The 20542-nt window shown below is 52.4% G+C and carries 18 protein-coding genes; 17 read left to right on the top strand and 1 reads right to left on the bottom strand.

The window, feature by feature from the left end; translation table 11 throughout:
• Window positions 1-124: 124 nt before the first annotated feature.
• The 10 genes from ACK3CJ_RS18175 (at window position 125) to proB (ending at window position 12390) form a co-directional block, all read left to right on the top strand.
• Window positions 125-1582, top strand: coding sequence for a TolC family protein (locus ACK3CJ_RS18175; RefSeq protein ID WP_409523618.1), 1458 nt, complete (start codon window positions 125-127; stop codon window positions 1580-1582).
• Window positions 1579-2775, top strand: coding sequence for an efflux RND transporter periplasmic adaptor subunit (locus tag ACK3CJ_RS18170; RefSeq protein ID WP_409523617.1), 1197 nt, complete (start codon window positions 1579-1581; stop codon window positions 2773-2775). The genes ACK3CJ_RS18175 and ACK3CJ_RS18170 overlap by 4 nt, the downstream gene beginning before the upstream one ends.
• A complete protein-coding gene (locus ACK3CJ_RS18165; RefSeq protein WP_409523616.1) occupies window positions 2772-5894 on the top strand; it encodes an efflux RND transporter permease subunit in 3123 nt (1040 codons plus the stop codon). Before ACK3CJ_RS18170 ends, ACK3CJ_RS18165 begins: the two co-directional genes overlap by 4 nt.
• 137 nt (window positions 5895-6031) lie before the next feature.
• Complete coding sequence (locus ACK3CJ_RS18160) at window positions 6032-6721, top strand: response regulator transcription factor (RefSeq protein ID WP_409523615.1); 690 nt, start codon at window positions 6032-6034, stop codon at window positions 6719-6721.
• Window positions 6715-8058, top strand: coding sequence for a sensor histidine kinase (locus tag ACK3CJ_RS18155; protein WP_409523614.1), 1344 nt, complete (start codon window positions 6715-6717; stop codon window positions 8056-8058). The genes ACK3CJ_RS18160 and ACK3CJ_RS18155 overlap by 7 nt, the downstream gene beginning before the upstream one ends.
• Window positions 8059-8068: 10 nt before the next feature.
• Window positions 8069-8953: a hypothetical protein gene (locus tag ACK3CJ_RS18150; protein WP_409523613.1), complete on the top strand. Its 885-nt coding sequence runs from the start codon at window positions 8069-8071 to the stop codon at window positions 8951-8953.
• A 345-nt stretch (window positions 8954-9298) separates the two neighbouring features.
• A complete protein-coding gene (gene rplU, locus ACK3CJ_RS18145) occupies window positions 9299-9610 on the top strand; it encodes a 50S ribosomal protein L21 (RefSeq protein WP_409523612.1) in 312 nt (103 codons plus the stop codon).
• Window positions 9611-9651: 41 nt separating this feature from the next.
• Complete coding sequence (gene rpmA / locus ACK3CJ_RS18140; protein WP_409523611.1) at window positions 9652-9909, top strand: 50S ribosomal protein L27; 258 nt, start codon at window positions 9652-9654, stop codon at window positions 9907-9909.
• A 149-nt stretch (window positions 9910-10058) separates the two neighbouring features.
• On the top strand, window positions 10059-11252 hold the full coding sequence (gene cgtA, locus ACK3CJ_RS18135; protein WP_409523610.1) for an Obg family GTPase CgtA: 1194 nt from the start codon (window positions 10059-10061) through the stop codon (window positions 11250-11252).
• A 13-nt stretch (window positions 11253-11265) separates the two neighbouring features.
• A complete protein-coding gene (proB, locus tag ACK3CJ_RS18130; protein ID WP_409523609.1) occupies window positions 11266-12390 on the top strand; it encodes a glutamate 5-kinase in 1125 nt (374 codons plus the stop codon).
• A gap of 166 nt (window positions 12391-12556) precedes the next feature.
• Here proB and rpsT read toward each other — a convergent pair whose 3' ends face one another.
• Complete coding sequence (gene rpsT / locus ACK3CJ_RS18125; protein WP_151705159.1) at window positions 12557-12820, bottom strand: 30S ribosomal protein S20; 264 nt, start codon at window positions 12818-12820, stop codon at window positions 12557-12559.
• A 273-nt stretch (window positions 12821-13093) separates the two neighbouring features.
• Here rpsT and murJ point away from each other — a divergent pair, with 273 nt between their 5' ends.
• From murJ to ACK3CJ_RS18090, 7 genes are all read left to right on the top strand, one after another.
• Complete coding sequence (gene murJ, locus ACK3CJ_RS18120; protein ID WP_409526617.1) at window positions 13094-14587, top strand: murein biosynthesis integral membrane protein MurJ; 1494 nt, start codon at window positions 13094-13096, stop codon at window positions 14585-14587.
• Between the two features lie 98 nt (window positions 14588-14685).
• Window positions 14686-15663, top strand: a complete 978-nt coding sequence (gene ribF / locus ACK3CJ_RS18115; RefSeq protein ID WP_409523608.1) for a bifunctional riboflavin kinase/FAD synthetase — start codon at window positions 14686-14688, stop codon at window positions 15661-15663.
• Window positions 15660-18479 (top strand): isoleucine--tRNA ligase, encoded by a 2820-nt coding sequence (gene ileS, locus ACK3CJ_RS18110; RefSeq protein WP_409523607.1) that lies wholly within the window; start codon window positions 15660-15662, stop codon window positions 18477-18479. Before ribF ends, ileS begins: the two co-directional genes overlap by 4 nt.
• A 10-nt stretch (window positions 18480-18489) precedes the next feature.
• Window positions 18490-19002, top strand: a complete 513-nt coding sequence (gene lspA / locus ACK3CJ_RS18105) for a signal peptidase II (RefSeq protein WP_409523606.1) — start codon at window positions 18490-18492, stop codon at window positions 19000-19002.
• Entirely contained in the window at window positions 18999-19433 is a 435-nt protein-coding gene (locus tag ACK3CJ_RS18100; RefSeq protein ID WP_409523605.1) for an FKBP-type peptidyl-prolyl cis-trans isomerase, read from the top strand. The genes lspA and ACK3CJ_RS18100 overlap by 4 nt, the downstream gene beginning before the upstream one ends.
• 88 nt (window positions 19434-19521) lie before the next feature.
• Entirely contained in the window at window positions 19522-19968 is a 447-nt protein-coding gene (locus ACK3CJ_RS18095; RefSeq protein WP_409523604.1) for a prepilin-type N-terminal cleavage/methylation domain-containing protein, read from the top strand.
• A complete protein-coding gene (locus ACK3CJ_RS18090) occupies window positions 19968-20525 on the top strand; it encodes a prepilin-type N-terminal cleavage/methylation domain-containing protein (protein ID WP_409523603.1) in 558 nt (185 codons plus the stop codon). Before ACK3CJ_RS18095 ends, ACK3CJ_RS18090 begins: the two co-directional genes overlap by 1 nt.
• Window positions 20526-20542: the final 17 nt, after the last annotated feature.

The raw sequence follows: 20542 nt of genomic DNA, 5'->3' as shown, positions 1-20542 counted from the left end.
GCAAAAATACAGATTCTGCAATGGGACTGTTTTAAGCTTGGCTTTGCGATGGATGCAACTTTGTCAGATGGAACGAATATCCCGGCTAGTTAGTGAGTCTGATTGGTTTTCTATGGAGTTACTTTTGCGTGTTACTAAATTATCCGACCCGTCGCGACAGGTGAGAAACCTGTTGTTGACGGCATTTTTGGTTTGTGGATTATGCGCCTGTACATCATTGCCACCAGAGGACTATCAGGCCAGGCTGCAAGCCGACTACACACCGGAAAACTGGCTGTATGCCAGTCAGTTTGAACCGATTACCCAACAGTTTGAAAGGGATATTTTTGCTCAAATCCACTCCGAAGAGTTACGAGACCTTATCCGTCAGGCACTGCAAAATAACCTTGATTTGCGAAGCAACAGGCTGAGTGTACTGGCGTCTGCTCTGGCCAGTCGTCAGGTGGACGGACAGTTGCTGCCCGAACTGCAACTTCAGAGCCAGGCGGGTCGGGACAAACAGTTGTACGATGGTGAGCCCTCCTTTCGCAATGAGTACGGCATCGGTTTGTTGCTGGAGTGGGAGTTGGATCTATGGGGGCGTATTCGTCATCAGCGCTTGGCCCAGCGTGCCGAATTAGAGGCCTTACAGATTGACTATCGGGGCGCGCGACAATCAGTTATTGGTCTGGTGACCCGAACTTATCTGGGGCTGTGGCAATTGGATGCCTTGCAGCAGTTGGAAGCCCGGCGTCTGGAGATCTTTACTAACCTGCAGCAAATCACCGAAGAACAATACCTGAGTGGTCTGACCAATCAGCAGGATTGGTTGCTGGCAGCATTGAAGGTCAGGGAAACTCAGGCAAGGCTCAGAGCGTTGCAGGAACAGCACCAGGCCACCGGAATGCAGTTGAGCCTGCTACTCGGAGAAAAGCCAGGGCAACTGAGTTTCTCTGCATCACTACCGGATGTAAGTATTCCTCTGGTCTCTGTTCCTGCCACCGTGTTGGCCAATCGACCCGATGTTCAGGCTGCTTTTCAGAGGCTACAGGCCAAGCATTATGAAAAAACTGCCATGTACAGAGCGCTATTACCTGATATCAGTCTCAGCGCCAACACTGCCAGACAGACAGATCGCCTCAGCAGGCTTAGCGGGGCAGAGACGGTCTGGGCATTGGTTGGTGTGATAAGCCAGTCACTGATGCTGGCAAATATCATTGATGCAGGACCCTTATCCCTGGCCAGAGCCGGCTCATTACAGGAGCAGGCCGAGCGCCAACGTTATTTGCAGGTGGTACTGGATGCCATAGTGGATGTGGAAAACTTCCTGCTTAGGGAGCGGTCTCTGACTGAGCAGCAGCAGTACCTGAAACAGGCCGTCGAGTTAGCGGACGGACTTTATATAGATTATCAACAGCGCTATCAAAGCGGTTTGGTCAGCTTGCTGGATTTGCTCAATATTCAAGAACAGTCTCTGGCTGCCACAGAAGCGCTGCTGGACAACCAGTTTGAGCAGGTGAATAACAGGATATTACTGGGTCTTGCTCTGGGAATGGGTGGGCCTGAACCAGATATGCCTGTAGTAGTGGGTAAAGCGTTATGAAGTGGTCAGCCTTTTTAAAAAACAAGGTGGCGCCAGTTACAGGGTTGTTGATAGTGCTCTTTATCATGCTGGTGATTCTGGATGAAGTGGAACAGAGTCAGAAAAAACAGCTCCAGCAAACCCTGCAGCCAAGCACATCATTGCCAGTAGTAAGTGTTGCCACAGTTGAGCCGGAACGGGTGCGCCTGGATGTCAAGGTATTGTCCCGGGTTAGGCCCCGCTATCAGAGTATGATTCGCAGTCACGTCGAGGGTAGTGTGGTGAGCTTCAGCGAACGTTTGGTAGAGGGAGCGGTGATAGAAGAGGGAGAGTTGTTGTTGCAATTGGATGATAGCCAATACGCCGCAGAACTGGCCCAAGCCAGAATGGACAAGGCGCAGGCCGAGGTGGCGGTGCTTACCGAGCAGCAAATGGCTCAACAAGCTCAACGGGATTGGCAGAGAAGTGATAGGGGGCAACCGGATTCACCGCTGGTACTCAGAATACCGCAATATGAAGCGGCTGAGCTGACTCAGCAGGCCGCTTTGGCTAATCTGCATCGGGCACAGACTCTGCTGTCCTACACCCGAGTCAGAGCACCGTACCGGGCCGTAGTGCTCAAACGTCATGTGAACCCGGGAGAGTTGGTTGGCGTTGGACAGGTGCTGCTGGATATTATGTCAGTAGATGAATATGAACTGGTGGTATCGCTTAACGACAAGCAATGGCAATTAATGGCCGAGGACTGGAGGCATCAGCAGGCCACACTTATCGATCCGATCAGCGCCCAAACCTGGCAGGCAGAGATACGTAATGCAGGGTATTACTACGACAGTGAAACCCAGTTGCGTAATCTATATCTGTCGGTAACTGCACAGGCTGACGGGTTACTTCCTGGTCGTCTGTTGGAGGTCAGCTTACCCGGAAAACTGACTCATGATGCGTTGCTGATCCCTGAATCTGCTTATTCTAGGGATGCACATATATGGCTGTTGCGTGAGGATGATAGGTTAGAAAAATTCGCTCCTGACATTCTAGCTGTACAGGATGGTAGCCTTGTTATTCGTCCGCCAAAAAAGAACAGTGACCCTTTGCGCATTGCGCTGTTTCCCCAGGCTCAGTTTACTGTTGGTTTAAAAGTAGCACCAATCGATCCTATTGCACTTCCAGGAAGTGCAGATCAGGTTGTAGCGAAAAAGGATGAGCTGAAATGAAAGGCTTGGTTCGCTGGTTTGTATTGAATCCTGTCGCGGCGAATATGTTGATGGTGACGATCCTGGTATTTGGTTTGCTGAGCGCCTGGGCTATGCGTATAGAAGGGTTTCCCCGAATTCCGCCGGATACGGTAGAGGTCAGCGTGGTGCAGCTTGGAGCAGGGACAGAGCAGGTCTACCAATCAATAACCCGTAGCCTGGAACAAGCACTGGAGGGAGTGCCAGGTGCAAAAGAGATATCAAGTGTGTCTGGAGAAGGGCTGGCAACGGTATTTGTGCGCCAGCAGAATGGCTATGATCTGGGGCGACTGCTGGAAGACGTCAAACTGCGTATCGACAATATCACCACTTTGCCGCTGGCCGCTGAGCGTCCCCAGATACGGCGAGCGGAGTTCAGCTATCCAGCTATGATTGTGCAGGTTTATGGCCAGATACAACAGGATGAACTGCAAAAGGCCGCCAGAATCCTCAAGCAACGGTTGTTGCTGCGCCCGGAGATATCGCAGATTAATCAGTGGGGGGAACGCCCCTATGAGATCTCTCTGGAGATCAGCCCTCACCGGCTACAGGCATATGGGCTGGACTTCCAACGGGTGGCTGAGATGCTGCAAAAGGCCAGCCTGGAGTATCGCACAGGCGAACTGAAGACATCCGGTGGTCGCATTCAGATTCGTGCTGATCACCTGGCTCGAGATGTCAGAGATTTTATGGAACTGCCCTTGTTTACTTCATCAGAGGGGCATGTGATCAGGTTGGCCGATGTCGCTGAGGTGCTGGATCAGCCTGAAGACCAGGATTTGGTAGTGACCTTCAACGACTCACCGGCCATCGGCTTTGAGATTATGATGGGACCACAGGATAATTTGCTTAAAATCGATGAGGCCGTTCGTCAGGTGGTTGCCGAGTCTGATGACATTCTCTCCGAACTTATTAAAGTGGATATCTGGGCCAATCAAAGTGAATTTGCTTCGGACCGGCTTAGTTTGTTGCAAAGTAATGCCATTGAGGGATTGATTCTGGTTTTCCTGATTCTGACCCTGTTTATTAATATCAAGGTCGCGCTTTGGGTTGCTGTAGGGATTCCTGTTAGCCTGGCTGGCGCGGTGGCAGTGATGGATCTGTACTTTGATTTCTCACTGAACGATATCACTACCTTTGGCATGATTATCGTGTTGGGTATTTTGGTGGATGATGCCGTAGTGATTGGAGAAAGTGTCCACCGCACTCGAAGCTATGGCGGTAACCCTCAAGATGCCACGATAGAGGGCGTGGAGAAGGTTGCTACGGCGACCATTTTTGGGACTTTTACAACCCTGGCAGCGTTTTTTCCGATGACGGTATTGGATGACCCTTTTGGCAAAGTGTTTGGCAGCTTCGCCGTGGTTGTCATCATTGCCCTGTTGTTTTCGTTGGTTGAGAGCAAATTAATTCTTCCCAGCCACCTGGCGTCGGCCAGATTCTCGGAGCCTGAGCGCAGCAATATCTTTTCCCGCGCACTGAAAAAGCTGCAAATGAAAATGGATGGGGCGCTGACTTACTTTACTGAGCAACTTTACCGGCCAGGGCTATCTCTGTGCTTGAGGTATCGCTGGATAACGCTGGCGCTATTTTTCGCAGTATTGCTTTTTGTGTTCAGTCTGCTTTCTTTGGGCGTGATAAGAACCACCTTTTTCCCGGACATACCCGGTAATATCATCAGCGTAAAACTGGAGACCGATAGTCGTATCAGCCAACAGGTGACCTTGCATAATGCCGAGCGTATCATTTCAGTGGCTAAGAAGCTCAATCAACAGTGGATGGATGAATATGAACTGGACAGAGCTCCTTTCGAGAAGCTGATGCTGGCAGTGGTGGGGCCAACCAGTGCCGAGATCTATGCAGAATTATCACCCCACGGGCAGCGACCTATTGATAGCTTGACCATGATGGAAACCTGGCGTCGCGAGACAGATCAACTGGAGGGCGCACAAAAACTGGTATTTAGCGTAGCTGAAGAGACTGCGGGGGGGTTCGAGCTGAAAGTCTTCGGTTCACATCCTGAGCAGGTCAGACAGGCTTCAGATCGAATCATTGCCGAACTTAAAACGTTACCTTATGTCTATGACGTGGACAGTGATTTACGGTCGGGTATGGCTGAGTTGCGTTTACACCCGAGTACCGCCGGTATTAATCTGGGCGTGGATGTTGGATTGTTGGCGGCTCAATTGGGTGATGGTTACGGCGGTCTGGAGTTGCAACGCTTTCAGCGTGGTGTGAATGAAGTCAAAGTTATTTTGCGTTTTCCGCAGCAGAACAGAGACAGTCTGACTGATTTGCTAAATCAGCGTATTCAGTTACCTGGTGGGCAATGGGTACCTTTACTCAGTGTTGCTGAGCTGGAATCCAGTTATGTTCCCCGCTGGATGTGGCGGCGTGATTTTCAGGATGCCGCTACAGTTACCGCCAATATCGACAAGCAACATGTTTCATCACCGGAAATATTTCAACAACTGATACAAGGAGAGTTGCAGAGCTGGTTGCAGGCTCACCCTTCGGTAAGAGTGGAGGCAGCAGGAGAGTTGAAGCAGGAAAATGAGATGACTGACAAGCTTTGGCGGGCGCTGATTATCGCCTGCTTATTGATATATGTATTGTTGGCCGTTCCACTGAAGTCCTATTGGCAGCCCCTGATTATCCTGTCAGTGGTACCGTTCAGTTTTATAGGTGCTGCAGTGGGTCATATGTTGATGGGAATTCCCTTTAGCGTACTGTCGTTTTTTGGCATGTTGGCACTCACCGGTGTAGTGGTGAATGACAGTTTGTTGCTGGTCACCAGCTATAACCGCTATTGTGCTCAGGGTGAAATAGATCCGCTAATTAGATCGGCCACCGGTAGGGTTCGCGCGGTGTTTCTGACCACAGCAACCACAGTAATAGGCTTGTCGCCGATTTTGATGGAGAGTTCAGAGCAGGCCCAGTACCTAATTCCCGCAGCAGTCTCATTTGCTTTTGGTGAGTTGTTCGCTACACTGATAACTTTGGTTTTGGTGCCGGTATTGTCGAGTTTCTATAGACCCAGACTGAGGAGTGATGTAGGAGAACAGCAGAGTGTAAGCGCTGAGAAATACGATTTATCCTAGACACATTGATGTGTTCTTCTGTAGCAGTTTGTTGCTACTCAAAAAAGATTGATGCTTATTTATCCATGGCTTAATGTTGACTAACAATCCCTTAACAGGGACTTTGCTTTAGCTGCTTTGTTAAATGGAAGAGAGAGATGAAAGGAAGCATAGTTTTAGTCGAGGATGACACCAGACTGTCATCACTGGTTTGTCAGTTCCTGCAGAGTGAGGGCTTTGAAACCTATGCCTTATTCACAGGGCTGGGTGCATGTGAAGAAATTTTGAAGTTATCGCCTGATCTTGTGATTTTGGACTACATGTTGCCGGGAATGGACGGTATAGAAATATGTAAGTCTCTGCGCACCAGATATAGCTCGCCGGTTTTAATGTTGACTGCCAATAATGATGATTTTACTGAGGTCACAGCACTCAATTGTGGGGTGGATGACTATATTACCAAGCCGTTGCGCCCCCATGTGTTGATATCCAGAATTTTCGCACTCCTTCGCCGCCGCAATGAAAAAGCGCACAGCGAGCATATGATCAGTGCCCAGGATCTGCAAATCAATGTTGTAGACAGGGTGATCTACAAAGACGGCATGGAGATTGGTGTGACTGACGCCGAGTTTGATTTGCTGGTGGAACTGGTCAAATCTTCCGGCCATATTATCAAGCGGGAGCAATTGTTCAACGCTTTGCGTGGTTTCGAGTACAACGGTACAGATCGTTCAGTTGATCAGAGGGTAAGCACATTAAGAAGGAAGCTGGGTGATCATGAGCCTCCGTATCAATATATTCGTACGGTTCGGGGGCGGGGTTATCTATTCCCACAAAATAAATGGTAGTTTTCTTCCTCCGTTTTTTTGTTGGTGTCAGTACTACTTTATTGCTTTGCCTTGTTCTTATAGGCATTTTCTTCGAAAACCAGTATGAAGAGGCTATTGGTCGGGAGCATCTGCGCCTAACCCAAGCCCTTACCGAGATTCTGACCACTCGATTGTGCAGCGAGCCAGATAATAAATGGCCGTGGATTATCGATAAACTGGCCGATGACTATAACTATAACATCGCTCTTTCCAGTATCGGCAGTTTGCCAGAACACAAGCAGGCCGACTTGATTGAGAATGGCGTGGCGATGTCGGTTGTCAGTGGCTTTGTCCGTGATGAGGTTGAAGTGTACTATCTCAACCCCTGTGGTAAGGGGGTAGTTTCTTATATACCGTATAGAGATTTGAATTCCTTATATAACGTGTTGATCGGCGTTACTTTGGGATTCATTCTGATCAGTTTTGCGCTCGCAGTGTTGCTGTTGTCCTGGCCCATTATCAGGCATATTAACAATATGGTTCGGGCCAGCCTGAGTATTGCTGACGGGCGCTTCGATCTGAAAGCCGATGAAGATGCACCGCAACCTTTGGATGAATTGGCTAAGGCTATTAACTTTATGGCCAATCAAATCAGCCAGTTGATTGAGGAACAGGAAATCATGATTAGCACCGCCTCCCATGAATTGAATACACCTGTAATGCGGCTGAATTTTGCGCTTGAGCTATTGGAACGAATTGAGGATCCCAAGGAGATGCAGTCTTATCTACAGAGCATGAAGCTAGATATTGCCCAGTTAGAGGAACTGGTGGCTGAAATGCTCGCATACTCTAAGTTCAGCTTTTATTCCGCAAGGGTGCATCCTGAGCCGCTTCTCCTTTTATCTGTGATTGAACACGCCCGCAAATTGGCCTGTCGTCTGAGTGATGGTTTTGTGATTGAGGTCGAATGCAGCGAGGAATTAGTGGTAGTGGCTGAAGAGAAAAGCCTGCTCAAGATCCTCAGTAATCTGTTAACGAATTCAAGAAAGTACGCTAATGGATACACCAAAATTACCGCCACTGCTCTGCCAGACTGGATATGTATCAGTGTACTTGATGACGGTGTCGGTATTCCGGAGTCGCAGCGACAGGCCGTGTTGCAACCGTTCTACCGTATCGATAATAGTCGCAGCCGGGATACTGGTGGTGTTGGTTTGGGTCTGGCAATAGTGAATAAAGTGATGGCATTGCATGGCGGACGAATGGATATCACCAGCAATGAGTTTGGCGGTGCAACGGTACAGCTTTATTTTCCGCGGCATTCGGCATTGTTGGGTAATGAGTCGACGGGCGGTGATTCAGTAAAGCAGGATTAGGAGGTTGGCTATGGAAGGTGCAGTGCGACGTGTAATGCAAATAAACATCACGGAAGCCGACAGGGTTTGGCTCTGGGCTATAGCAATGATGACTCTTGCAACTTTTCCAGCCGTTGGTTGGGCTGGGTGTCTTTCAATGCGCGCGAGCTATGAAGTGGAAGTGGATGGTCATCCGTTCGGCAATATGTCTATTGAGCGGCGTACTGAGGGAATCGCCATGGATGTGATTAGTCGCACTCATCTGCACATGACCCATTGGAGTGGTGATATTGAGATACGTTCGGTGACTGTCGAGCAGTACAAAAATGGTTTTCGCAAAGCCGACACTCGTGTTCTGGAAGACGGCAGTACAAAGTGGAGTCGGGCAGTTCGGCAGGAGGATGAGCTCTGGATGAGTACGACTCATGTCAAAATCGCCTCAGAGGCTGAAGTGCAGGCTCTGGTCGAAGCAACCAGTGGTTTGCTGATTGGCATGACACCGGACCTGGTCGACGTGTTGCCTGTTGTGCAACTATTCACAGGCTCAGACAAGCCAGATAATCGTGTGTTGCGCATTGGCGTTGATGAAGTTGACACCAGTTTGTTGAACCTGCCCTGTTTCTGGATTGAGAGCGCAAAACAGCTGCCTCATGCGCTGAATTTGCTGGATACTGAGGAGCTTACTGTATTCGAATTTATTCTTCATGAAGCCAGCAATGAGAGCATGGTAGTTAACGCCAAGGAATTGGTCTCTCTTCAGAGTTACACATATCAAAATGGGTTAGGACAGGGCTTACAGGTTTGGCTGGGGATGACTGAGTTGGGGCCGGTGATTGCTCGGCTTGACTGGCGGGACGATGATGTTTCTTACCATCTGAAGCTTATCGGAGTGCAAAAGCTTGAGGCTAGCGAATAATAGAGAATTACCCCTTTGCAGAAGCTGCATCAGACGGCTATGCCAAGCAGTTGAGATAGAGGGGCCGCATATTGCCAATAATCCAGTGGTTTATCTGTATGTCGGTGAGTTGATGAGAGTTGCTGGATGTAAGTTCGGACGAACATTTGATGGTATATCAGGGTTGAATCTGTAGTTTTCTGGCTGTATAATTGCGCGCCCTGAACCTATGCATATTTCGCTCCCTGTCATATGGTGTCGAGTTGTCTTGATCAAGGCGATCGACCTGCTCCACATGAGGTGGATCAAGCCATTAGAAGCAGGTGTCGTTTTAGTAGCCGGATAGGTCATTAATCGGAGAATATTATGTTTGCAGTGATTGTTAGTGGCGGTAAGCAGTACCGTGTACAGGAAGGTCAGACTCTGAAGCTGGAAAAACTGGCTGCTGAGCAGGGTGCCAACGTTGAGTTTGATCGTGTGCTGCTGATCAGCAACGGTGACGACGTTACAGTAGGTGCGCCAGTTGTTGAAGGTGCCAAGGTGTCTGCAGAAGTTGTGGCTCACGGCCGTGGCGATAAGGTAACTATCATCAAGTTCCGTCGTCGTAAGCACCACATGAAGCGCCAGGGCCACCGTCAGTGGTTTACTGAAGTCAAGATTACAGGCATCAGCGCCTGATTCAGGCATTGATACCGACAACCGAATAGGAGATTGATACAATGGCTCATAAGAAAGCGGGTGGTTCCACGCGTAACGGCCGCGACTCACAATCCAAGCGTCTGGGTGTGAAGCGTTTCGGCGGACAGGTTGTACTGGCGGGTAATATTCTGATCCGTCAGCGCGGAACCAAATTCCATGCGGGTGAGAATGTTGGTTGTGGTAAAGATCACACTCTGTTTGCCAAAGCAGCAGGAGTGGTCAAGTTTGAGGTTAAAGGTGCTAACAAGCGTAAATACGTTAGCATCGTACCAGCCTGAGCTGACAGCCAGACCTGAAAAAAAGCTCCGCCCCGGCGGAGCTTTTTTCGTTTGTAGCGTGTGCAGTGGGTTAGCTGTGCGAAGTATAGATCGGTGGGCTGCTCTGTTCGGGTGGTTGATCGGATTCAGTTTACCTTTCGGGGGGTGTTATGAAGTTTGTCGATGAAGCGTTGATTACCGTTGAAGCCGGTAAAGGTGGTAACGGGTGTATGAGCTTTCGGCGTGAAAAATTCATCCCGAAAGGTGGGCCGGATGGTGGTGATGGTGGCGATGGCGGCTCGGTATATGTTGAGGCGGATGCCGGGCTGAATACGCTGGTTGATTATCGTTTTACCCGTTACTACAAATCGCAGAATGGTGAATCGGGTCGTGGCAGTAACTGTACTGGCGGCAAGGGTGAAGATCTGGTGTTGATGGTCCCGGTTGGAACCACGGTAGTTGATATTGATACGGATGAAGTGCTGGCGGATCTGACGGTTATTGGTCAGCGTGAGAAGATTGCTCAGGGTGGGTTCCATGGTCTGGGTAACACGCGCTATAAAAGCAGTGTCAACCGCTCGCCGCGCCAGACCACCAAGGGTTCGCCCGGAGAGCTGCGAAATCTGCGCCTGGAATTGAAGGTGCTGGCGGATGTGGGTCTGTTGGGTTTGCCAAATGCTGGCAAATCGACACTGATTCGCTCTGTTTCCTCGGCTAAGCCCAAAGTGGCGGATTATCCTTTCACCACGCTGGTGCCGAATCTGGGGGTGGTCAGGACTGAGGCGCATCGTAGTTTTGTCGTGGCGGATATTCCGGGCATTATCGAAGGTGCTGCCAAGGGTGCCGGGTTGGGGATTCGCTTCCTCAAGCATCTGGCGCGTAACCGTGTGTTGTTGCATCTGGTGGATATGGCGCCCTGGGATGATTTGACTCCGGCAAAAGCGGCGCAGACTGCGGTGGCGGAGCTGACTCGCTTCAGTGCAACGCTGGCGCAGCAGCCGCGTTGGTTGGTGTTGAATAAGCTGGATCTGCTGCCTGAAGGGGAGCAAGACGCTGCCTGTCAGCAGGTGCTTGATGCGCTTGAGTGGGATGGTCCGGTGTATAAAGTATCGGCGCTGAACAAGATGGGTCTGCAAAAGCTGGTGCATGATCTGCAGGACTTCCTGGATGCTCGGGTTGAGGCGATTGCTGAAAATCCTGAAATTCTTGAGCAGGAAGGTGCGACGCGTGCTGTGATTGATCGTGAAGCGCGTGAAAATCTGGAGCGTCTGCGTGCCGAGCAGAAGGCCAAAAAGGATGATGATGACTGGGATGATGATTTTGACGACGATGATTACGACGTTGAAGTTGAATGGGTTCGCTGACGGAGAGAGCTAAGTGAGCGCTGCACGCGAGAAATTGGCAAAAAAAGGACGTTGGGTTGTCAAGATAGGCAGCTCGTTGTTGACGAATGATGGTCAGGGGCTTGATCAGGCGGCTATCTCGCGCTGGGTTGAGCAGTTGGTTAAGTTACGCGGTGCAGGGATGGAGTTGATTCTGGTTTCATCAGGCGCGGTTGCCGAGGGGATGACTCGTCTGGGTTGGCGTGATCGACCGCATGAGGTGCATCGTTTGCAGGCGGCTGCTGCTATCGGTCAGATGGGGTTGGTGCAGGCGTATGAAGCTAACTTCATGCGCCATGGTATCCATACTGCACAGATTTTGCTGACGCATGATGATTTGTCCAATCGCCGCCGTTATTTGAATGCTCGCTCCACCATGCGTACGCTGGTTGGGTTGGGTGTTATCGCGGTGGTGAATGAGAATGATACGGTTGCTACCGACGAGATCCGATTCGGGGATAACGACACGCTGGGTGCTTTGGTGGCTAATGCGATTGAAGCAGATGCGCTGATACTGCTGACCGATCAGAGTGGCCTGTTTGATTCTGATCCGCGAGGTAATCCTGATGCTCGTTTTATTTCCGAAGCGCGTGCTGATGATGAATCACTGATCGCTATGGCGGGTGGTGGTGGCAAGCTTGGGCGTGGTGGTATGGCGACCAAGGTGCGTGCGGCGAAGCTGGCAGCGCGCTCCGGCGCTGTGACTGTTATTGCCAGTGGGCGCGAGCCGGATGTGCTGCTGCGGCTGCATCAGTCGGAGTTGTTAGGGACCTTGCTGACGCCGGAGCGTGAGCCAATGGCTGCACGCAAACAGTGGATTGCCGGACAGTTGCAGGCGCGTGGCGCGGTTGTCATTGATGCGGGTGCGGTGACGGCTCTGACGCGCTCAGGGCGCAGTCTGTTGCCAGCCGGTGTGCGCAGTGTCAGTGGTGATTTCTCGCGTGGCGAGATGGTGATGGTGGTGGATGAGTCCGGGCGTTTGATTGCGCGTGGTCTGACAAATTACGGGGTTGAGGATGCGAGTCGTATTGTTGGGCGCTCCAGTCGTGAAATAGAGTCGATACTCGGTTTCATGGGTGAGGAAGAGTTGGTGCATCGGGATAATATGGTACTGGCCTGAGTGTCAGGTCAGGGCCTCTTTGCGCAGGCTGGAGTAGTGTGTAAGGTGTGCTGGCTGGGTGTGCGAAAAAAGAAAAAGCAAAAACATAAAAACCGGCGTGAGCCGGTTTTTATGTTTCAGGCAGACTGCAGGCCGTAACGCGGAGCGTACGGCAGGCTGATATGGCTTAAGCCAGTGCCTTGATTTTTGCAGTCAGACGGCTCTTGTGGCGGGCCATCTTGTTCTTGTGGAAAATGCCTTTGGATACAGAGCTGTCCAGGATTGGCTGGGCAACTTTGAAAGCATCCTGTGCAGCGGCTTGATCACCAGCATCAATTGCTTTGATGATTTTTTTCAGATAAGTGCGTGCCATGGAGCGCAGGCTAGCGTTTTGTTGACGACGCTTCTCCGCCTGGCGGGCACGTTTACGGGATCCTGCGGAATTCGCCACAGTCTGGCTCCTTAAAACTTTAGTTGATCAGCAATATACGGCGCCATAGGTGCCGAAAATTAGACGCGAGATTATTCATGTTAATGGCGCCTTTGTCAACTCAAACCCGAGAGTTTTTTGCACTGCCACTGCACACGCTTGTTTCAGCTTGGGGCAAAGACAGCTATTATCGGCGCCAGTGTTTATCTTACCATTTCGGGAGTTGAAGTGCAGGTGTCTCAGCAGGAAAAGAAAAGCCCGGGTCTGTTACGCTCAAGCGGCATCGTTGGTCTCATGACGATGATCTCGCGTGTGCTCGGGCTCGCCAGGGATGTCGTGATTGCCAACTATTTCGGTGCCGGTGATCATGCGGATGCTTTTTTTGTCGCGTTCAAGATCCCCAACTTCATGCGCAGGCTGTTTGCCGAGGGCGCTTTTTCCCAGGCCTTCGTGCCGGTGCTGTCGGAATACAGGGCGCAGCGTGATCTGGCAGCAGTGCAGCAACTGGTGAATCGCGTGGCGGCAAGTCTCGGTATGACGCTGATCATGGTGACGGTTCTGGTCGTTATGGCGGCGCCGGTGCTGGCGGCGATCTTTGCGCCTGGTTTCTATCTGGCAGATGATGAGCGTTTCCATATGGCCTCTCAGATGCTGAGGATCACCTTCCCCTACCTGATGCTGATCTCACTGACTGCCTTCTGTGGAGCGATCCTCAACAGCTATGAGCGCTTTGCCGTGCCGGCGTTTACACCGGTGTTTCTGAATCTCTCGCTGATTGTGGCTGCGGTGTTTCTCAGTCCGATGTTCGATCCGCCGATTCTGGCGCTCGCCTGGGGTGTGTTGATGGCGGGTGTCGTGCAGTTGCTGTTTCAACTGCCCTTTCTGGCTCGCATGCGCCTGTTACCGAAGCCTGAGCCGGTGTTGAATGATGAGGGTGTCAAGCGGATCTTGCGTCTGATGGTGCCTGCGCTGTTCGGTGTATCGGTGGCACAGATCAATCTGATGCTGGATACGATCCTGGCGTCTTTTCTGCAAAACGGCAGTGTCTCCTGGCTCTACTACTCGGACCGTCTGGTTGAGTTACCGCTGGGCGTTTTCGGTATTGCCATCGCGACAGTGATTCTGCCCAGCCTGTCGCGTAAGCATGCCAGCAAGAGCGGGTTGGAGTTTTCTCAGACCCTGGACTGGGGCTTGCGCATGCTGTTGCTGATCGGGATTCCGGCGGCGCTGGCACTGATGGTGCTGGCTGGTCCGTTGATCGCCACGCTTTTTCATTATGGCGAGATGACGGACCGCGATGTTTACATGTCGGCGATGAGTCTGCGTGCCTACTCGGTGGGGTTGCTCGCCTTCATGCTTATCAAGGTGCTGGCGAGTGGGTATTTTTCCCGTCAGGATATGAAAACACCGGTGCGCATCGGGATCTGGGCGATGGTGGCGAATATGGTACTGAACCTGATTCTGGTCTGGCCGCTGGATCATGTCGGGCTGGCGCTGGCGACTTCGCTGTCTGCCTTTCTGAATGCCGGACTCCTGCTGCGCGGCCTGCTGCGCAGTGATGTGTACCAGTGGCAGCCTGGCTGGGGTGTGGCGCTGGCGCGGATGCTGGCGGCCAATCTGGCGATGCTGGGGTGTCTGTTCTGGCTGATCGGTGATATTCAGGTGTGGCTGCAGGGCGATATGTGGTCAAAAATATGGCATATGACACTGCTGGTTGTGGCCGGTGGGTTGGTTTATATGCTGATGCTGCTGCTATGTGGCCTCAGATTGCGTCATCTTCGGGCATAACTTCATCCATATAGGGGCTGAATGTGATCTTGGGGCTGATCATTGCTGCGTCAGTGCGCTATACTATGGCGTTTTAATTTTTGCAACAAGTTGGCTGAATGGAACTGATCCGGGGCTTACATAACCTGCGTGACAAACACCGTGACTGCGTCGCCACTATCGGTAACTTCGATGGCGTGCATCTTGGTCATGTGCAGATATTGTCGCAGGTGAAGGCAAAGGCGGCGGAGCTGGGGCTGCCCAGTGTCGTCATCATCTTTGAGCCGCAGCCGCGTGAGTTTTTTGCCGGTGTGAATGCTGCCGGTGTGAATGCTCCACCCAGGCTGACGCGCTTTGACGAAAAAGTACGACTGCTGCGAGCTGAAGGGATAGACCGAGTACTGTGCCTGACCTTCAACTCGCGCTTGCGCTCCATGTCGGCAGATGCGTTTGTCGAGGAGTTACTGCTGAAGGGTCTTAACGTCAAGTACTTCGTTGTGGGTGATGATTTCCGCTTTGGCTGTGATCGCAGTGGTGACTACGCCATGCTGAAACAGGCAGGCGACCGTCATGATTTCAGTGTCGCCAATACGGAAACCTATCTGATCGACGGTGAACGTGTCAGCAGCACACGGATCAGAGAAGCACTGATGCGGGCGGATTTTGCTGACGCTGAACGCCTCCTGGGTCGTCCTTATCGGGTGACAGGGCGTGTCCAGCATGGGCAGAAGCTCGGTCGACAGATCGGCGTGCCGACAGCCAATGTCAGAATGCACCGCTTCCGTTGCCCCTTGCAGGGGGTGTATGTGGTGGAGGCCGGTGTGGGTAAACAGTGCTGGCAGGGTGTCTGTAATGTCGGTATGCGCCCCACGGTGAACGGTACTCAGCCGGTGCTGGAAGTTCATCTGTTCGATTTTTCCGGCAATCTGTATGGCCAGTTGATGCAGGTGAAGTTTCTGCACTTTTTGCGACCTGAAGTGAAGTTCTCTGGCCTCGATAGCCTCAAGACACAGATCAATATTGATAAAGACAGTGCTCGTGCCTGGCTCGTCCAGCAAGGCCGGGTGGATCGCCAATCTGGAAGTGACCTGATATGACCGATTACAAAGCTACACTGAACCTGCCCGATACCGAGTTTCCGATGCGCGGAAACCTGCCACAGCGTGAGCCTGGCCGTCTTGCTCGCTGGGTCGAGCTGGATATTTATCGCAAGCTGCGCGAAGAGGGTAAAGGGCGTCCTAAGTTTGTTCTGCACGATGGCCCTCCTTATGCCAATGGCAGCATTCATATCGGTCATGCGGTCAATAAGGTGATCAAAGACATGATCATCAAATCACGCACCTTGAGTGGCTTTGATGCTCCCTATGTGCCTGGCTGGGACTGTCATGGTCTGCCGATTGAGCACAAGGTTGAGACTCAGATAGGGCGTGCCGGTGATAAGGTGCCTTATCGTGAATTCCGCCAGCGCTGCCGTGATTATGCCGCTGAGCAGGTAGCTGGTCAGAAGGCTGACTTTATCCGTCTGGGTATCGTGGGTGACTGGGAAGACCCCTATCTGACCATGAACTTCAAGACTGAAGCGAATATCGTGCGGGCGTTGGGTCGCATCATCGCCAATGGTCATCTGATCAAGGGTTACAAGCCGGTTTACTGGAGTGTGGTCGGGCAGTCCGCACTGGCAGAAGCCGAGGTGGAGTATCAGGAAAAAACCTCGATTGCGATCGACGTTCGCTTCACCGCGGTGGATCAGGCTGCTGTGCTGAATAAGTTTGCGGTTACTGAAGGTGAAGGACCGGTATCGGTGGTGATCTGGACCACCACGCCCTGGACCATTCCGGCGAATCAGGCGGTGTCACTGCATGCCGAGTTGGATTATGCGCTGGTGCAGGTGCGCGTGGATCAGGGCTCACAGGAGCGACTGATTGTGGCGGCCGACATGGTGGACGACGTCATGGCACGTTGGGGCGTGCAGCAGTATCAGGTGCTGGGACGCTGCACAGGTCAGGATCTGGAACATCAGTTGCTGCAGCATCCGCTGTATGAGCGTCAGGTGCCTGTTATCCTGGGCGATCATGTCACGACAGATGCCGGTACCGGTGCCGTCCATACGGCTCCTGATCATGGTATGGAGGATTTTGTGGTGGGTCAGGCGTATGGCCTGGGTACACTGAATCTGGTGCAGGCAAATGGTGTTTACACCGATGCAGCCGGTGAGTTTGCAGGCATGCATGTGTACAAGGCGGATGAGCCTCTGTGCACGGCGCTGGAACTCAGGGGTGCGTTGGTGCATCAGAAGAAATTCCAGCACAGCTATCCACACTGCTGGCGTACCAAAACCCCGCTGATCTACCGTGCGACGCCTCAGTGGTTCGTCTCCATGGATGACAAGGGGCTGCGTGCTCAGGCTCTTGATGCGATCGAGGGTGTCCAGTGGTTCCCTGACTGGGGCCAGCAGCGTATCGAAGGCATGGTCGAGCAGAGTCCAGACTGGTGTGTATCGCGTCAGCGTACCTGGGGTGTGCCGATCGCCGTGTTTACGCACAAAGCCACCGGCGAGCTGCATCCGCGTACCGAAGAGCTGATTGAGCAGGTTGCCCTGCGCATGGATCAGGGCGGCATCGATGCCTGGTTCGAGTTGGATGCATCTGAACTGTTGGGTGCTGAGGCGGATGATTACGACAAGGTCACCGATACGCTGGATGTCTGGTTCGACTCGGGTGTTACGCATCACTCGGTACTGCGCGAGCGTGAAGAGCTGCATTTCCCTGCGGATATCTACCTGGAAGGCTCAGATCAGCATCGTGGCTGGTTCCAGTCCTCTCTGAAGACCTCTATCGCGATCAATGGCTGTGCGCCCTACAAGCAGGTCCTGACACACGGCTTCACGGTTGATGAGAAGGGCTACAAGATGTCCAAGTCTCTGGGTAATGTCATCGCGCCTCAGGAGGTTACTGATACGCTGGGTGCCGATATTCTGCGCCTGTGGGTGGCATCCACCGACTATGCCGGTGAGATGGCAGTATCGAAACAGATTCTGGATCGTACGGCGGATTCCTACCGCCGTATCCGCAACACGTCGCGTTTCCTGCTGGCTAACCTGAATGGCTTTGATCCCGAGCGGGATCTGCTGCAGCCGGAAGAGATGCTGACGCTGGATCGCTGGGCGGTGGATGCCGCGCATCGCTTGCAGCAGAAGGTCTGCGCCGCCTACGAAAGTTACCGTTTTCTGGATGTGTATCAGCAGGTTCATCACTTCTGTGTGCAGGAGATGGGTGGTTTTTATCTGGATATCATCAAGGATCGTCAGTACACCACCAAGGCGGACAGTCTGCCACGTCGCTCCTGCCAGACAGCGCTGTATCATATCGTTGAAGCGCTGACCCGCTGGATTGCACCGATTCTGACCTTCACCGCTGAAGAGATCTATGAAGTGCTGCCGGGGCAACGTCGCGAAACTGTGCTGCTCACCACCTGGTATGACGGCTTGTTCACCATGAACGAAGATGACAAGCTGGGTGTGGCGTTCTGGCAGCGCATGCAGGCGGTCAAGACGGCGGTCAACAAGTGTCTGGAAGATGCGCGTAACGAGAAGCTGGTGAAGGCGTCGCTGGCCGCTGAAGTGGTCCTCTATGTTGATGAATCACTGCAGGCAGATCTGGCGCAGCTGGGGGATGAGTTGCGTTTCGTGCTGATCACCTCTGCGGCCGTACTCAAGCCTCTGGCTGAGGGCTCTTCTGCCCGCGATACGGATGTTGCTGGGCTTAAGGTGGCGGTGCAGGCTTCTTCACATGCCAAGTGCGGGCGCTGCTGGCATCATCGTGAAGACGTAGGCTCACATGCCGAACATGAAGAGCTGTGTGGTCGTTGTATCGATAATGTCACCGGTGAGGGGGAAGTGCGTCATTTTGCCTGATGCTGCTGTTATGAGTTCAAGGATCTCTGTAAGGGCCAGTGCGCTGCGCTGGCTCTGGTTAACTCTGTTGGTGGTGGTGCTGGATCTGGTGAGCAAGTATGCGGCAGTTGAACATCTTGTTTATGCTCAGTCGGTGCCGATTCTGCCCTTCTTTGATCTGACTCTACTGTACAACTATGGCGCGGCGTTCAGCTTTCTGGCCGGTGCCGGAGGCTGGCAGCGCTGGTTCTTTACGTTGATTGCGGTTGCCGTCAGTATCGCGTTGCTGGTCTGGTTAAGAACGACGCCTGCCAGGCAGTGGTGGGTCGGTTGTGCACTGGCTCTGATACTTGGTGGTGCTCTGGGTAATCTCTACGATCGTATCGTGCATGGATATGTGGTGGATTTCATCTCAGTACATTATGGCGGCTGGTATTTCCCCGCCTTCAATATTGCCGACAGTGCGATCACGGTCGGTGCAGTGCTGCTGATAGGCGATATGCTGCTGTCGGGGCGTGCAAAACAGAATGAGGATGACGCATGAGTGTAGCGGTTATTGGTGAAGGTACTCGGGTTACCCTGCATTTCGCCATCAAACTGCAGGATGGTCAGGTGGTCGACAGTAACTTTGACGGCAATGCTGCCACTTTCGAGTTCGGTGATGGCAAACTGCCTGAAGGGTTTGAGCAGGCGCTTGTCGGCTTGAAAGAGGGTGATCACCTGGATCTGACCATCGCTCCTGAGCGTGGTTTCGGCATGCATAATCCAAGCAATCTGCAGGTTATGCCTCGCAGTCAGTTTACCGATATGGAGCTGGAACCGGGGCTGGTTGTTACGTTTAAGGAGCCGGGTGGTCTGGTGCCAGGTGTGGTTGTGGACTTTTCGGATAGTAAGGTGACCATTGATTTCAATCATCCGCTGGCGGGTAAAACGCTGCTGTTTGAAGTCAAGATACTGAATATTCTAGCGCTGTAAATCCCAGTGTGGCCTGTTCTTGACCCTCTCGAACAGGCCCGCTATGCTGCGCCGACATGGATAGATTACTTACTCAAGGATAGAGTAAATGTTAAATGCCTTCGCTTCTCGAAACTCGGTCAAGGGCTTTACCCTGATCGAAGTGCTGATCACTCTGCTGCTGACTGCTACCACACTGCTGGCGCTGGCCTCACTGCAACTGCGTACACTGCAGCAAAGCCATTTCAGTTATCAGCGCACGCTGGCCAACCTGCAGGCGACAGATTTTATTGAGCATTTATGGCTCGCTCGCTGCACACTGCCTGACAAAATGTCGGAATTTGATGAATCACATCCTGTCTTTCAAAACTGGTATCAGCAGCATCAATCCACATCTTTTCTGCCGGGATGGCAGGTACAGTTGCAGGAGCTGAGCAGCGAGCAGATGCAGTTGTCACTCAGTTGGTTGGATCGGCAGAGTGAGTTGCCACAGCAGACTTCGCCACTGAACTACCCCTTTCCCTACCCATTGGCATATCAAGCGGGGAGTTGTTGATGCCGGTTCTCAGGCTTCGACAGCAGGGGTTCAGTATGGTCGAGATGATGTTGGGGCTGCTGCTCAGCATGATATTGCTCGGTGGGGTGATCAGTACACTCTTGGCCAGTCAGCAGACTTATCTGCACAAACAACGGCTGGATCGAGATCAGGAAGTATTGCGCTTTGCCATGACCCGCCTGACTGCATCTATCCGCCAGGCTCAGTTGGTGGGTGAAGAGAGTGACTCTCAGTTGCTGTTACTGCACGCAGATGGTGGCAACGACGTGCGCAACTGTCTGGGGCAGCTACAGCAGCCCGATGGAACAGCCTATTCCGAGCGCTTCAGATCCGATGCTGGCGGGCTGCGCTGTAATGCCCAGGAATTGATACAGGGTGTAGCAAACATTCTGTTTGAGTATGGAAGTGACCTGAATGGTGATGGTGTGCTGCAGGAGGGTGAGTTTTTCTCCACCCCGGATTGTTGCCTGCCGGTGCTGGCGGTACGCATCCTGCTGGTATTTGAGTCAGGCGCAGAGCACCGTTTTATGGTGGCACTGCGTGCAGTGGAGGGCTAGTTGAGGGTTGGTGGAGG

This window comes from Nitrincola salilacus (assembly GCF_046271865.1).
GTDB lineage: Bacteria > Pseudomonadota > Gammaproteobacteria > Pseudomonadales > Balneatricaceae > Nitrincola > Nitrincola salilacus.
Note: the sequence above shows the minus strand (reverse complement) of the source record. Positions and strands in the feature narration are given on the sequence as shown.